The following is a 15,000-nucleotide window of genomic DNA, read 5'->3' as shown; positions in this document are numbered from 1 at the left end:
CGATGCGAATCATTACAAATATAACAAGGATCACGATCAGTAATATGTCCACATACAGAACAATACGCTAAATCTCGCTTCGCATTTACAAGTGCTTTCGCAAAACCTAACACATCATCTTCTTTCATATCTAATACGAAAAATGCCAATCGAACCGCTGTTTTCGGTCCGATACCTGGCAACTTCATAAAACTATCGATTAGTTTTGATATTGGTTCTGGATAATGCATGTATCAATATCCTCCTAGAACATTCCACCTGGTAAGTTTAAGCCTTTTGTAAATTTACCCATCGTAGAGTTTGATAGCTCATCAGCCTTTTTAAGTGCATCATTTGTTGCAGCTAACACTAAGTCTTGTAACATTTCGATATCCTCTGGATCTACAACCTCTTCTTTAATCTTCACTTCAAGAATTTGCTTGTGACCATTTGCAATAACTGTAATCATTCCGCCGCCAGCTGTACCTTCAACTGTTTTTTCACCAAGCTCTTCTTGTGCTTTCGCCATGTCTTTTTGCATCTTTTGCATTTGTTTCATCATGTTATTCATATTTCCCATTCCGCCACGCATCATAATTAATTCCTCCTAATTATTATTACTCTTTTATTTCAATGAGTTCTTGTCCTACTAATTTCACTGCCTCTTCTATAAGAGGGTCTTCCTTTTTCTCCGGGCTTTCTTCAGACTCTCCACCTTCACGTTGTAAAAAGTCTTCACGGATTTTACCCCATTCACTTTTTGGAATGGCAATCATATTTAACCTTTTACTTAGCAATTCAAATAAAGCTTGTTCTACTGTATCCATAGCTTCTCGATTTTCGCTCGCCATCTTACAGTGAATCTCATATTGAAATGCTAAAACGTAAGTGTCATCTGAAGCTGCCACTGGTTCGCTATTTTCTAGTAGAACAGCAAACGCTACTTTGTTATATGATTTGAGTCTTCCTAACAACTCACCCCATACAGCTTTTAATTGTTCTAAATCTTGACGCTTCGCTTGTTTTAATACTTCATTTACACGCCCGACAGGAATCTTCATACTTCCTGTTCGTACGGGTTTTGGTGTTGCACGTGTCTCTCTTACTTCCTGTTGTACACCAGCTGGCACACCGTTCTTTTTGACTTGCTCTAACTCTTTCTCCAATTGCTGCATCCTGTTCATAATTGCTTGCAAACGATCAGTACCGTTTGCTTGCATCATAAACTGTTGACACAATTGCACCATAACAACTTCTAAGAAAATACGCGGATGATTTGTCCACTTCATTTCCTGTTGTCCCTTACTAAGGGTATGAATAATTTCATAGATCACTTCCGGTTGCATTTCTTCACTCAACTTACGGAATTGATCATCTACAATTACTCGTTCCAACATATGTTCTAGTTGCGGTGAAGTTTGATATAAAAGCATATCACGATAATAGTAAATGAAATCCTCCATAAAACGAACTGGATCCTTCCCTTTACTCATCATTTCATCTATGATCTGTAATGCTCTTGATACATCATTTTCACGTATGCATTCTACTAAATTGCCTAAGTATTGCTGAGAAACAGATCCTGTTACGGCCAATACATCTTCTGTCGTAACAATCTCATCACTATAAGATATAGCCTGATCAATAAGACTAAGCGCGTCACGCATACCACCTTCAGCAGCACGGGCAACAATTTGTAATGCTTCATCTTCCACTTGCGTACCTTCGTTTGTCACAACCGTTGATAATCTCTCAACAATATCATTCACTGATATTTTTCGGAATTCAAAACGCTGACAACGCGAAATAATTGTAGGCGGGATCTTATGAGGTTCTGTTGTCGCCAAAATAAAGATAACATGTCCTGGCGGCTCTTCTAAGGTTTTTAAAAGCGCATTGAATGCACCCATAGAAAGCATGTGAACTTCATCAATAATGTATACTTTATATTCTACAGCACTTGGAGCATATTTTACTTTATCTCTAATATCTCGAATTTCATCTACACCGTTATTTGAAGCCGCATCAATTTCTAATACATCTGAAATGGATCCTTGTGTAATTCCTAAACAAGAAGGACATTCATTACAAGGTTCAGCTACCGGAGCATGTTCACAGTTAATTGCTTTTGCAAATACTTTTGCAATTGTCGTTTTTCCTGTTCCCCTAGGACCAGAAAATAAATAAGCATGTGAAACTTTCTCTTGAAGAAGGGCATTTTGCAACGTTTTTGTCACGTGCTTTTGACCGACTACATCTTCGAACTTTTGCGGTCTCCATGTTCGGTATAACGCTTGGTATGACACGAAAATACGGCCTCCCTCAAAGGTTATTATCTCATTTATTATAACCCATTCTGTTTATAGATTCCAAAAGTTATTTTCTATACAAAAAACTCACCTTTGTATTAAGGTGAGTTTTGTATACATATATAACTGCCGTGCACCCTCCGTCGATTACGTACCATAAGCGTTACTCAAGCAGTTAGCTCGGTTCAGGCACTCCTGCGGCACACGAGAAGACCCGCTTATTGCTGCTTCCTTCCGGACCTGACAAGGTTCACGGGGTCCCGTTGCGCAGGACCCAAACGTCAACACCACTTACTTAAGGCAGACCTTACAGCAACATAACCTCGAGAGGGGATTCGGCCTCGCTAGAGCGGATTGCGAGTATAGGGCACCGCTACCTCCCCGCTTAGCACGGCAAAGTTAAAACCAATATTCGGTTGCCTTCATTAAAGGCATTATCAGTATAACTTGTTTCTTTATAAAATGCAAATACGTTAGTTCCCAGTATTTTTCTCTAATTTTTTTATCGCTTTTCTTTTTTTACGAAGCTCTCTAAAAAAGTTTGTTAACAACGTACCGCATTCTTCCTCTAATACACCAGATACTACTTCACATTGATGATTGAAGCGTTCATCTGTTAAAAGATTCATTAATGTCCCTGCACACCCGCCCTTCGGATCACTTGCACCATATACAACTCGCTTCACTCGTGATAAAACAATTCCACCCGCACACATTGGACAAGGTTCTAATGTTACATACAATGTTGCATCTTCTAAACGCCATGTCCCTAATTTTTTACACGCCTCATCTATTGCTAGCAACTCAGCATGAGCTATTGATCTTTGCTCAGTTTCCCTTAAATTATGGGCAACACTAATTACCTCACCATCTAACACTATAACTGCTCCAATTGGCACTTCCTGTATTTCCTCTGCCTTTTTGGCTTCTTCTATCGCTAATTGCATAAAATAAATATCTTGATCTTGTTCCATAACATAGTCCTTTCATTACAAATAAAGTACACTTATTTCCATTTACTACACAGGGGATAACTTTTACATATTCAATCCACCCTAAAAGAAAAAAGAGAGGGGATTACATATGAAAAATACCGCCTTGCTCATTATCGATATGATTAATGACTTTCAATTTTCCCACGGACCCATTCTAGCTCAAAAATGTGAGACTATCACAAACCCTATTTTACAATTAAAGAAAAAAATGAAATCCTTCGGCTATCCTATAATTTACGTTAATGACCATTATCAACTTTGGAGATCTGATATCGACCAACTTATTACTCATTGCACAAATAAATATAGCGAAAATATAATCCATAAGATTGCTCCAAGTTCTGATGATTACATTTTTATTAAACCACATTATTCCGCTTTTTATGAAACACCTTTAAATTCATTACTAGGTTATTTAAAAATAGAAAATCTAATATTAACAGGAGTTGCCGGAAATATATGTATCCTATTTACAGCTAATGATGCCCATATGAGAAATTATACATTGTATGTACCACAGGATTGTATCGCCTCTAACAACGACCAAGATAATATACATGCTTTAAAAATAATGGAAACTACATTGAAAGCAAATATAACATCGTCATCCAAAATAAAATTTAATTAATACATATATCTATTTTCTAACTTTTTATATCAAATTAACCCGCTCGCTTCCCTCTTGTGCTACAATAATTCTGTTTTGTGTTTTTAGTAGTCACGGTAAATCACTGATTGAAAGGAGGAAACAGCGTGACCGGAGTACCATTTATCACGGTTGAAGGACCAATTGGTGTTGGAAAAACTTCACTTGCGAAGGAAATTTCAACTCACATGCAACTCCACTTACTAAAAGAGATTGTTGATGAAAATCCCTTTTTAGGAAAGTTCTATGAAGACATCGACGAATGGAGTTTTCAAACAGAGATGTTCTTTCTTTGTAATAGATACAAACAATTAGAAGATATTAACATAAAGTATTTGAATCAAAGGAAACCAGTAGTAGCGGATTACCATATCTTTAAAAATTTAATTTTTGCATCCCGCACATTAAAAGACTCTCAATATGACAAGTACATGCAAATTTATCGTATCCTTACACAAGATATGCCTGTGCCAAACGTCATTGTTTATTTAACAGCTAGCCTAGAAACATTGCAAAAACGAATCGCCATGCGCGGAAGAGAATTTGAAAAAAACATGGATCCAAATTACTTACTACAGCTCACAAAAGATTATGAAACAGCAATGGATGCTTTTAAAAAAGATCATCCGGAAATACCAGTATTGAAATTTAATGGAGACGATATGGATTTTGTAAAAAATCCTGATGATTTAAACGTCATCCTATCCGCCCTTCAAAATACTCTCTTAAAGGAGTCGAAATAATAATGAATTTAAGGCAAAAATATGATATACCCAATGACGCAGTAATCACTATCGCCGGAACGGTAGGTGTGGGTAAATCAACTATGACAACTGCATTAGCTAATGCTTTAGGTTATCGCACATCATTTGAAAAAGTAGATTCCAATCCATACTTGGACAAGTTCTATGCGGACTTCACTCGCTGGAGCTTCCACCTACAAGTGTACTTTTTAGCAGAACGATTTAAGGAACAAAAAAGAATTTTTGAATACGGTGGCGGTTTTGTTCAAGATCGTTCTATTTACGAAGACACTGGAATTTTCGCAAAGATGCATCATGAAAAAGGTACGATGACGGAAACTGATTATGAAACATACAAAGGGTTATTTGACGCTATGGTCATGACTCCTTACTTCCCTCATCCAGACTTATTAATTTACTTAGAAGGTTCTTTCGATGATATTGTCGATCGTATTCAAGAACGCGGACGCCCAATGGAACAGCAAACGCCAATTGAGTACTGGAAAGAAATGCATGGACGTTATGAAAACTGGATTAACAACTTTAATTCATGCCCTGTATTACGCTTAAATATTAATGAGTACGATATTTTAAAAGATGGGGATTCAATCGAACCAATCATTAAAAAAATTGGCCATTTTTTAAAACAAACACGTAAACTTGTAAAATAAAAAACCCGTGCATATGCACGGGTTTTCCTATTAAATTACTTCTTCTTTGTTGGAGCAATAATTTCACTCTCAGGTTTTCCTGCGTTAATACGCTGACGAACAGTACTTGTACTAATATCGTATGCTTCAGCAATCTCTTTAACAGTCATTTCTTTCCCATTAATTACTGCCGTTAATACTTTACCTGTACGTTTTGGAGCCGCTTCTTTCTTTACAGCTGCTTTTTTAACTTGTTTTGGCACCTCTACTTTATTCGTAGCTGGTTTTACATCACAAGTACAACCACAAAGTTTACGGAATGTATCATCACTAATAATGCGTGATACGTTTGCACCACTGTTTAAAATTCTATTGTTCTTACAGACAGGACATTGTACATAATATAAAGTTTTTCCATCTAAAGGAAACGTTTGTATAATAAGATCCATGTTGACTCCTTTCATATCTATGAAGATAATCATCGGAATATGAGTGTGTAATAAGGACAAAATTACCTTACACCATACTTTATGATTGGTTTTAAAATAAAAACTCGTTACGTGTTGGTAACGAGTTCTCCAATCTCCACTTATATGCGCTGTTGTCAATTATATCTGGAGGAGGTAGAGGGATTCGAACCCCCGCGCGACTCTCGCCGCCTGTCGGTTTTCAAGACCGATCCCTTCAGCCAGACTTGGGTATACCTCCATATTGACATCAAATATAATATCAAAAGAAAAACAGTTAGTCAACCCTACTAAAATAAATTATGAGGAAAGGAAAATTTTACTTTCCCCTTCCTACATTACAGTACTGACAACGCTCATAATTACCAATCACTCATACCGATGAATGTTTAAATTTACTTAATAACTGTTTTTCCTCCCATATAAGGGCGAAGAACTTCTGGAATTATAATTGTACCATCTTCTTGTTGGTAGTTCTCTAAAATAGCTGCAACCGTACGTCCAATTGCAAGACCAGATCCATTTAATGTATGGACATGTTCTGGTTTTCCATTTGGCTCACGGCGGAAACGGATATTTGCACGTCTCGCTTGGAAAGCTTCAAAATTACTACAAGAAGAAATTTCACGATATGTGCCATAGCTTGGAATCCATACTTCAATATCGTATTTCTTCGCTGCTGTAAATCCTAAATCGCCTGTGCACATGCTCATAACGCGATATGGCAACTCTAATAATTGTAACACGCGTTCTGCATCATTTGTTAATTTTTCTAACTCTTCATAAGAATCTTCTGGTTTTACGAACTTCACAAGCTCTACTTTATTGAACTGATGCTGGCGAATTAAACCGCGTGTATCGCGACCAGCTGAACCTGCTTCAGAGCGGAAGCAAGAGCTAAATGCAGCATATCTTATAGGCAATTGCTCTTTATTTAAAATCTCATCACGATGCATATTCGTTACAGGTACTTCAGCTGTTGGAATTAAGAAATAATCTTCACTTTCAATACGGAATGCATCTTCTTCAAACTTTGGAAGTTGTCCTGTTCCTGTCATACTTGCACGGTTTACCATATATGGAGGTAATACTTCTTCATATCCATGCTCATCAGTATGAAGATCAAGCATAAAGCTAATTAAAGCACGCTCTAATCTTGCACCAGCACCTTTGTAAAATACGAAGCGGCTTCCTGTTACTTTCCCAGCGCGTTCAAAATCTAAAATTCCTAAATCAGTAGCAAGATCCCAATGTGGTTTTGGTTCAAAAGTAAATTCTTTTACTTCTCCCCAAGTACGCGCTACTACATTATCATCCTCTGTTTCACCGACTGGAGCAGACTCATGAGGGATATTTGGAATAGATAACATTAATCTTTCTAAGTCTTCTTCAACTGTGCGAAGTTCGTTATCAAAATCCTTTACTTTTTCTCCAACCTCACGCATTTCTAAAATTAGAGCTTCTGCATCTTTCTTTTCGCGCTTTAATACAGAGATTTGTTGAGACACTTCATTACGTTTACTTTTTAATTCTTCTGTCTGAACAAGTAGTTCTCTTCTTCTCGTATCAAGTTCTTCAAAACGTCCGAAATCAGTTAGATCTTCACCTCTATGCTGTAATTTCGCTTTTACTTCTTCAAAGTTTGTACGTAAAAATTTAATATCAAGCATTATATACTCCTCCTTTTATTTTATAAAACACAAAAAACTCCCGTCCCTATATAAAGGGACGGGAGTTAACCCGCGTTGCCACCCTAGTTGAAAGCATTACCGCTTTCCTCTCAAGTAGAAATAACGGCTCTTCACCGGGAATGCTTACTAATCCAAAAGATGTTCCACATTCCATTCCAGGATGGATTCACAAACTGTTTCTATCGATTTCCACCAACCATCGACTCTCTATAAGAAACAACATTTGTTACTATTTCCTATCAACACGCTTATTTTATAAAATTGTTACCATCAATTTACTATAATCTTATACAAGTTGCAAGTTACTTATACAACTTTTTTCATTTTCGCTTCTTTTACCATTTCAACAAAGTATGCTGTTACACGATGATCATCTGTTAATTCTGGATGGAATGAAGCAGCTAAAAACTGATCTTGTCTTACCGCTACCATTCGGTCACCATGCTTAGAAAGCACTTCAACATTATCAGCTACTTCTACAACATACGGCGCACGGATAAATACACCAACGAAGTCTTCACCCACGCCTTCAATTGAAAGCGCAGCTTCAAAACTATCCTTTTGGCGTCCGAACGCATTGCGCTCAACTGTAATATCCATAGCACCAATATGTGCTTCTTCATAGCCAATAAGTGTTTTCGCAAGAAGAATCATCCCTGCACATGTACCAAACATTGGTTTACCAGACTTTGCAAATGTGCGAAGTGGTTCCATGAAAGCATACTTATCAATAAGACGGCGCATTGTTGTACTTTCACCGCCTGGTAAAATAAGACCATCAATCTCTTCAAGTTGCTCTATACGCTTTACAACAACAGCTTCTGCACCACTTGCTTCAACTGATTTTACATGTTCACGAACTGCACCTTGAAGACCTAGTACACCGATTTTCACCATTTTAAAGTTCTCCTTTAATTACCATCCACGCTCTTGCATGCGTTGTTCTGGTAATAACGTTGAAATTTCGATACCCTTCATTGCATTACCTAATCCTTTAGAAAGACTTGCAATTAGTTCGTAATCTTCATAATGAGTCGTTGCTTCAACAATTGCACGTGCAAATCTCTCTGGGTTTTCTGATTTGAAGATACCAGATCCAACAAATACCCCATCAGCACCAAGTTGCATCATTAATGCAGCATCTGCTGGCGTTGCTATACCACCTGCCGCAAAGTTTACAACTGGTAAGCGACCAAGACGTTTAATTTCAAGTAATACTTCGTAAGGAGCACCAGTATTTTTTGCATATGTCATTAACTCATCTTCACGTAGACTCGCAACTTGACGGATTTCTGCATTGACTTGGCGCATATGACGCACTGCCTCTACAATGTTTCCTGTTCCTGGTTCACCTTTTGTACGAAGCATAGATGCACCTTCTGCAATACGACGTGCAGCTTCTCCGATATCACGGCAACCACATACAAATGGAACTGTGTAATCACGTTTATTTAAATGGTATACTTCATCAGCAGGAGTTAATACTTCACTCTCATCGATATAGTCTACCCCTAATGATTCTAATACACGTGCTTCTACAAGGTGACCGATACGGCATTTTGCCATAACCGGAATTGACACTGCACCCATAACTTCTTCAACGATTGTTGGGTCTGCCATACGAGAAACGCCACCTGCTGCACGAATGTCTGCTGGTACACGCTCTAATGCCATAACGGCAACTGCGCCTGCCTCTTCTGCAATTTTTGCTTGTTCAGCGTTAATTACGTCCATAATAACGCCGCCTTTTTGCATTTCTGCCATTCCACGTTTTACACGCTCTGTCCCTGTTACATTTGTCATGTACAAAAACCCCCCTAGGTGAATTGCTTTCCCCCGTTAAAGGCGAAAATTAAGAATACTCTTACATTCTACCACTAACTATCAGATGCTTGTCTACTACTTTTTCATAAAGTCGGTATGAAAAATAGGAATAAAAAAAAAGCCCCTACCATGAGGAGCTTCTAAAACCAACCTTTTACTGTATCAACAGCACTATTCCACATACCACTAAAGAATGAACCAATTCCGCGCATAGCACGAGTAAACCAGTTTGCTTCTTCTACTTCAGATGTTGTTACAAGATCCACTTGCAACGACTTACCAGTTAAAAATCCAGGGTCGTTTGTATCTTTTGGCGTAATTACCATTTGACCAAGCGCAGCTCCCTTTTTAATAGGTGCTTCTTGTCCCTTACTTGATTCTTTTAATTCTGTTTTATAAACATCTTTACTTCCTTTTGGCACTGGAAGTGAAATAGCTTGTTTCGTTTGAACTGCTACATCTTTATCTTTCGCATTTTCTACTCTTACTGTTTCTTGTCCTTTTACTGAAGAACCTTTTTTATACATTTGTTTCACTTCAAAGTTAGCAAATCCATAATCATATAGCTTCTTTGTTTCATCAAAACGTGCTGTATGAGAACTTGTTTTAATAACTACAGAAATAAAACGCATACCGTTTCTTTCAACCGTACCAGTGAAGCAATCTCCTGCTTCTGGAGTTGAGCCTGTTTTCAGACCATCTACGCCATCATATTCTTTAACTAAGCCCTTTAACATCCAGTTCCAGTTTGACATTGCAAACTTCTCTTTTTCTGGACGGAATTCTTTTTTAGGAATTTTTGCTGTATCTAACACTTTTGGATAATCTTTAATTAAATGTTGTGCTAAAGTTGCAACATCCTTTGCAGACATTTTATTTTCTTCATCTGCTGTTGTTCCTTCAGGGTGCATTCCCTTTAAATCTTTATTCGTTAAACCTGTAGAATTGACAAATTTATAATTTTTCAACCCTAGTTCTTTCGATTTATCATTCATCATTTTTACGAAATCTACTTCTTTACCTGCAATTGCTTCTGCTAATGCAATTGTTGCACCATTTGCAGAAAAGATTGCCATTGCCTCATATAACTCTTTTACTGTATAAGAGCCACCATTTTCTAATGCAACATTTGATAATGAAGCATCTTGTGAAACCTTATATGCATATTCAGAAACCTTAATTTTCTGGTCCCACTTAAGTTTTCCTTTATCCACTGCTTCGTGAACTAAATATTCACTCATCATCTTTGTCATACTAGCAATGGATAATAATTCATCTGCATTCTTTTGATATAAAATTTTCCCAGAATTCGCTTCTACTAAAATTGCCGCGCCTGCTTCAATGTTTAAAGCGGCTCCTGTTTCAGCTGATGCATTGCTATATGGCATAAAAATGCTACAAGCTAGTGTAAGCACTGTTACCAAAGCAATGAATCTTTTGCAAAACATACCTTTCACTTTTGCTACCCCCAATATCTATGTACTCACATAACCGTTATTCTAACATAATCAAAAAAAAATAGACAGAGATATCAAATCTCTGTCTATTTGTATATAAGACATTATAATGAGTAGTTTGGAGCCTCTTTTGTAATTTGTACGTGATGAGGATGACTTTCACGTAAGCCTGCACCTGACATACGAATGAATTGTGCATTTTCGCGTAAGAATTCTAAATCCTGTGCTCCGCAATATCCCATACCTGCACGTAAGCCACCAACTAATTGGTGAACCGTATCTGCTAAAGGTCCTTTATATGGTACTCGTCCTTCAATACCTTCTGGAACAAGTTTTTTATTTCCTTCTTGGAAGTAACGATCTTTACTTCCTTTTTCCATCGCACCGACAGAACCCATACCACGATACACTTTAAATTGACGACCTTGGTAAATTTCAGTTTCTCCAGGACTTTCGGCAACACCAGCAAACATACTACCTAGCATAACAACATGTGCTCCTGCTGCTAAAGCTTTAACCATATCACCAGAGTACTTAACACCGCCATCAGCAATAACTGGAATACCGTGTTTACGAGCTTCGGTTGCACAATCATAAACTGCTGTTAATTGTGGTACACCAACACCAGCTACAACACGTGTTGTACAAATAGAACCTGGTCCAATACCAACTTTAACTACGTTTGCACCAGCTTCAATTAATGCTTTCGTTGCTTCAGCTGTAGCAACATTTCCAGCGATAATATTTAATGATGGATATTTAGCACGAACTTCTTTTACCTTATCAATAACGCCTTTAGAATGCCCATGAGCTGTATCAAGTACAATTGCATCTACACTAGCTTTTACTAATGCATCGATACGAAGCATAGCATCAGCTGTTACACCAACTGCCGCTCCAACTAATAAGCGTCCTTGCTTATCTTTAGCAGAGTTTGGGAATTCAATTACTTTTTCAATATCTTTTATTGTAATCAGCCCTTGTAATACACCGTTATTATCAACAAGAGGGAGTTTTTCAATTTTATACTTTTGTAGGATCTTTTCAGCTTCTTCCAGTGTAGTACCAACTGGAGCTGTAATTAATTGTTCTTTTGTCATTACGTCAGAAATTTTGATTGAGTAGTCTTGGATGAAGCGCATATCACGGTTTGTAATAATACCAACTAATTTTCGCTCATCTAAATTATTTACAACCGGTACACCTGAGATACGATATTTTCCCATAAGATGTTCTGCATCATATACTTGATGTTCTGGAGTTAAGAAGAAAGGATCTGAAATAACGCCGCTTTCAGAGCGCTTTACTTTATCAACTTGCTCTGCTTGTTGCTCAATAGACATATTCTTATGAATAATTCCTAAACCACCTTGGCGAGCCATTGCAATAGCCATGTCAGCTTCTGTTACTGTATCCATTCCTGCACTAATTAACGGGATGTTTAGCTGTAAGCTTTCAGATAAAACTGTTTTAACACTTACTTCTCTTGGTAATATATCTGACCTAGCTGGTACAAGTAATACATCATCAAAAGTCAAACCTTCTTTAACAAATTTAGATTCCCACATAATTGTTCCCCCTATGATACCAGAAATTATTATTAGTAGCTTATCAATTGGTTAAAATACTGTCAAGGACGTATATATATGTTAGAATTTTTAGACAATAAAAGGAGCGTAATATATGCATCAAACATCTTGCACTTGGCAGCAGTTAAGTTTCTTTTTTTCATCTCAAAACGTACAACGTTATCTTGCCCGTTGTTATGAAAAATCCTCTATTCAGGATGCCGAAAAAAAAAGTTTTGAAAATTGTTATCCCTTTATTTATTACTTAGAACACGGGAAAAATTATTATGAATTATATAAGACAGCTCCATTTTCCATTCAACCAATGTTGTTATTTTATGGAATTAGCCAACTTTTTAAAGCATGTCTACTAACCATTGATCCTAACTATCCTGAATCCACTACTGTTTTAGCTCATGGCGTTACAACTCGCAAACGAAAAAAACAAGGGTATCAATTTTTAGAAGATGAGGTGAAGGTACAAAAAAACGGATTGTTTACTCATGTTGCAGAACAACTGTTTCACATGAAACACTTAGAAGCAGAAAAATTTAACATGTTAGAACTAATGGGAAATATTCCAGAATTACAAAATTTGTTCCGCTATAGTCAAAAAGGATCAACTTTATATAAAATCGATTCAACAATTAAAAATGAGCTGTCCTTTTCAGGAGACCTACTAGATCGATTACATATGACTAAAGAGAGATTTTCTCGCTACATTGAAACATCTTGTAAGCATTTATCAATGCAACATGTACCTGAGAAAACTAATGAATCGAATTTACTTTTTACGGCGCCAATTCAATCATGGAATCCTATGTACAGTACTCCTTTATACTATGAATACCTTACTAATACTTATTATTTACCACTTACAACTGATCCTAGAAATCCTAAACCAGTATTACCTGAACTCCTCGTTCATTATTTATTGCTCTATAATTTAAGCATGATTTCTAGATATGAAACAGATTGGTGGTATGACTTACTTGGAAGCTATGGCTCTGAAGATTATCCATTTATTTATCAATTTCTTAATATTTCTGCTCAAAAAATCCCTTACTATATTTCATCATTTTTACTAACAGAACCTAACCTATTTCATGGGAAATAAAAAAAACACAAGTCAAAAGACTTGTGTTTTTAGTTGCTTGGCGACGTCCTACTCTCACAGGGACAAGGTCCCAACTACCATCGGCGCTAGAGAGCTTAACTTCCGTGTTCGGTATGGGAACGGGTGTGACCTCTCTGCCATCATCACCAAACTATGAAGGCATATTCCTTCAAAACTAGATAACATTTGCTACATATTATATGGTTAAGTCCTCGATCTATTAGTATTCGTCAGCTCCACATGTCACCATGCTTCCACCTCGAACCTATCAACCTGATCATCTTTCAGGGATCTTACTAGCTTACGCTATGGGAAATCTCATCTTGAGGGGGGCTTCATGCTTAGATGCTTTCAGCACTTATCCCTTCCGCACATAGCTACCCAGCTATGCCCTTGGCAGAACAACTGGTACACCAGCGGTGCGTCCATCCCGGTCCTCTCGTACTAAGGACAGCTCCTCTCAAATTTCCTACGCCCACGACGGATAGGGACCGAACTGTCTCACGACGTTCTGAACCCAGCTCGCGTACCGCTTTAATGGGCGAACAGCCCAACCCTTGGGACCGACTACAGCCCCAGGATGCGATGAGCCGACATCGAGGTGCCAAACCTCCCCGTCGATGTGGACTCTTGGGGGAGATAAGCCTGTTATCCCCGGGGTAGCTTTTATCCGTTGAGCGATGGCCCTTCCATGCGGAACCACCGGATCACTAAGCCCGACTTTCGTCCCTGCTCGACTTGTAGGTCTCGCAGTCAAGCTCCCTTATGCCTTTGCACTCTACGAATGATTTCCAACCATTCTGAGGGAACCTTTGGGCGCCTCCGTTACACTTTAGGAGGCGACCGCCCCAGTCAAACTGCCCACCTGACACTGTCTCCCGGGTCGATAAGACCCGTAGGTTAGAATTTCAATACAGTCAGGGCGGTATCCCACCAGCGCCTCCACCGAAGCTAGCGCTCCGGTTTCAATGGCTCCCGCCTATCCTGTACAAACTGTACCAAAATTCAATATCAGGCTACAGTAAAGCTCCACGGGGTCTTTCCGTCCTGTCGCGGGTAACCTGCATCTTCACAGGTACTATAATTTCACCGAGTCTCTGGTTGAGACAGTGCCCAAATCGTTACACCTTTCGTGCGGGTCGGAACTTACCCGACAAGGAATTTCGCTACCTTAGGACCGTTATAGTTACGGCCGCCGTTTACTGGGGCTTCAGTTCAGAGCTTCGCTTACGCTAACCCCTCTCCTTAACCTTCCAGCACCGGGCAGGTGTCACCCCCTATACTTCGCCTTACGGCTTCGCAGAGAGCTGTGTTTTTGCTAAACAGTCGCTTGGGCCTATTCACTGCGGCTTTCCGTTAAGAAAGCACCCCTTCTCCCGAAGTTACGGGGTCATTTTGCCGAGTTCCTTAACCAGAGTTCTCTCGCACACCTTAGGATTCTCTCCTCGCCTACCTGTGTCGGTTTGCGGTACAGGCACCTTTTATCTCGCTAGAAGCTTTTCTTGGCAGCGGGGAATCAAAGACTTCGCTCCATAAGGAGCTTCCCCATCACAG

The 15,000-nt window shown here is 38.5% G+C and carries 14 protein-coding genes, 1 tRNA gene, 2 rRNA genes, 1 other RNA gene and 1 other annotated feature (2 of these 19 running past the window's edge); of the genes, 4 read left to right on the top strand and 14 right to left on the bottom strand.

All coding sequences use genetic code 11. The annotated features are described in order from the left end of the window. From recR to tadA, 5 genes are all read right to left on the bottom strand, one after another. Positions 1-230: the 5' portion of a recombination protein RecR gene (recR, locus tag AC3EMB_RS00135; protein ID WP_000559169.1), read on the bottom strand. It extends 367 nt beyond the left edge of the window; the window shows 230 of its 597 coding nt (coding positions 1-230); its start codon is at positions 228-230; the stop codon falls past the left edge of the window. 14 nt (positions 231-244) lie between these two features. Further along, entirely contained in the window at positions 245-571 is a 327-nt protein-coding gene (locus AC3EMB_RS00130) for a YbaB/EbfC family nucleoid-associated protein (RefSeq protein ID WP_014894853.1), read from the bottom strand. A 25-nt stretch (positions 572-596) separates the two neighbouring features. Continuing rightward, entirely contained in the window at positions 597-2,285 is a 1,689-nt protein-coding gene (gene dnaX, locus AC3EMB_RS00125; protein WP_000121561.1) for a DNA polymerase III subunit gamma/tau, read from the bottom strand. 132 nt (positions 2,286-2,417) lie between these two features. Further along, positions 2,418-2,682: signal recognition particle sRNA large type (gene ffs / locus AC3EMB_RS00120), an RNA gene on the bottom strand. Positions 2,683-2,761: 79 nt separating this feature from the next. Then, complete coding sequence (tadA, locus tag AC3EMB_RS00115) at positions 2,762-3,262, bottom strand: tRNA adenosine(34) deaminase TadA (RefSeq protein WP_000434330.1); 501 nt, start codon at positions 3,260-3,262, stop codon at positions 2,762-2,764. Between the two features lie 109 nt (positions 3,263-3,371). Between tadA and AC3EMB_RS00110 the strand changes: the two genes are divergently transcribed. From AC3EMB_RS00110 to AC3EMB_RS00100, 3 genes are all read left to right on the top strand, one after another. Further along, the gene (locus AC3EMB_RS00110; RefSeq protein WP_053563255.1) at positions 3,372-3,911 is read left to right on the top strand and encodes a cysteine hydrolase family protein; all 540 of its coding nucleotides are present in this window, start codon (positions 3,372-3,374) and stop codon (positions 3,909-3,911) included. Positions 3,912-4,036: 125 nt separating this feature from the next. Then, positions 4,037-4,672, top strand: coding sequence for a deoxynucleoside kinase (locus AC3EMB_RS00105; protein WP_000148218.1), 636 nt, complete (start codon positions 4,037-4,039; stop codon positions 4,670-4,672). 2 nt (positions 4,673-4,674) lie between these two features. After that, positions 4,675-5,343 (top strand): deoxynucleoside kinase, encoded by a 669-nt coding sequence (locus AC3EMB_RS00100; RefSeq protein WP_001053585.1) that lies wholly within the window; start codon positions 4,675-4,677, stop codon positions 5,341-5,343. 35 nt (positions 5,344-5,378) lie between these two features. Here the strand turns inward: AC3EMB_RS00100 and AC3EMB_RS00095 are convergent, their stop codons facing one another. The 7 genes from AC3EMB_RS00095 to guaB form a co-directional block, all read right to left on the bottom strand. After that, a complete protein-coding gene (locus AC3EMB_RS00095; RefSeq protein WP_000364192.1) occupies positions 5,379-5,771 on the bottom strand; it encodes a sigma factor-like helix-turn-helix DNA-binding protein in 393 nt (130 codons plus the stop codon). 166 nt (positions 5,772-5,937) lie between these two features. After that, positions 5,938-6,030: transfer RNA gene (locus AC3EMB_RS00090), tRNA-Ser, on the bottom strand. 154 nt (positions 6,031-6,184) lie between these two features. Then, on the bottom strand, positions 6,185-7,459 hold the full coding sequence (serS, locus tag AC3EMB_RS00085) for a serine--tRNA ligase (protein ID WP_000884174.1): 1,275 nt from the start codon (positions 7,457-7,459) through the stop codon (positions 6,185-6,187). A gap of 51 nt (positions 7,460-7,510) precedes the next feature. Next, positions 7,511-7,732: a binding site (T-box leader), on the bottom strand. Between the two features lie 54 nt (positions 7,733-7,786). Next, positions 7,787-8,377 carry a pyridoxal 5'-phosphate synthase glutaminase subunit PdxT gene (gene pdxT / locus AC3EMB_RS00080; protein WP_000238785.1) on the bottom strand — a complete coding sequence of 197 codons (591 nt, stop codon included), beginning with the start codon at positions 8,375-8,377 and terminating at the stop codon, positions 7,787-7,789. A gap of 18 nt (positions 8,378-8,395) precedes the next feature. Further along, a complete protein-coding gene (gene pdxS, locus AC3EMB_RS00075; protein ID WP_000186154.1) occupies positions 8,396-9,283 on the bottom strand; it encodes a pyridoxal 5'-phosphate synthase lyase subunit PdxS in 888 nt (295 codons plus the stop codon). A gap of 161 nt (positions 9,284-9,444) precedes the next feature. Beyond that, on the bottom strand, positions 9,445-10,752 hold the full coding sequence (gene dacA / locus AC3EMB_RS00070) for a D-alanyl-D-alanine carboxypeptidase DacA (protein ID WP_125653127.1): 1,308 nt from the start codon (positions 10,750-10,752) through the stop codon (positions 9,445-9,447). A 113-nt stretch (positions 10,753-10,865) separates the two neighbouring features. Beyond that, positions 10,866-12,329: an IMP dehydrogenase gene (guaB, locus tag AC3EMB_RS00065; RefSeq protein ID WP_000264089.1), complete on the bottom strand. Its 1,464-nt coding sequence runs from the start codon at positions 12,327-12,329 to the stop codon at positions 10,866-10,868. 115 nt (positions 12,330-12,444) lie between these two features. Here guaB and AC3EMB_RS00060 point away from each other — a divergent pair, with 115 nt between their 5' ends. Continuing rightward, a complete protein-coding gene (locus AC3EMB_RS00060) occupies positions 12,445-13,446 on the top strand; it encodes a YaaC family protein (protein ID WP_000554285.1) in 1,002 nt (333 codons plus the stop codon). A 35-nt stretch (positions 13,447-13,481) separates the two neighbouring features. Here AC3EMB_RS00060 and rrf read toward each other — a convergent pair. Then, positions 13,482-13,597 (bottom strand): 5S ribosomal RNA (gene rrf, locus AC3EMB_RS00055). A gap of 49 nt (positions 13,598-13,646) precedes the next feature. After that, positions 13,647-15,000, bottom strand: a 23S ribosomal RNA gene (locus AC3EMB_RS00050); it runs 1,568 nt beyond the window's last position.

This window comes from Bacillus sp. LQ16 (assembly GCF_057784645.1).
This window is presented reverse-complemented; position numbering and strand designations above follow the sequence as displayed.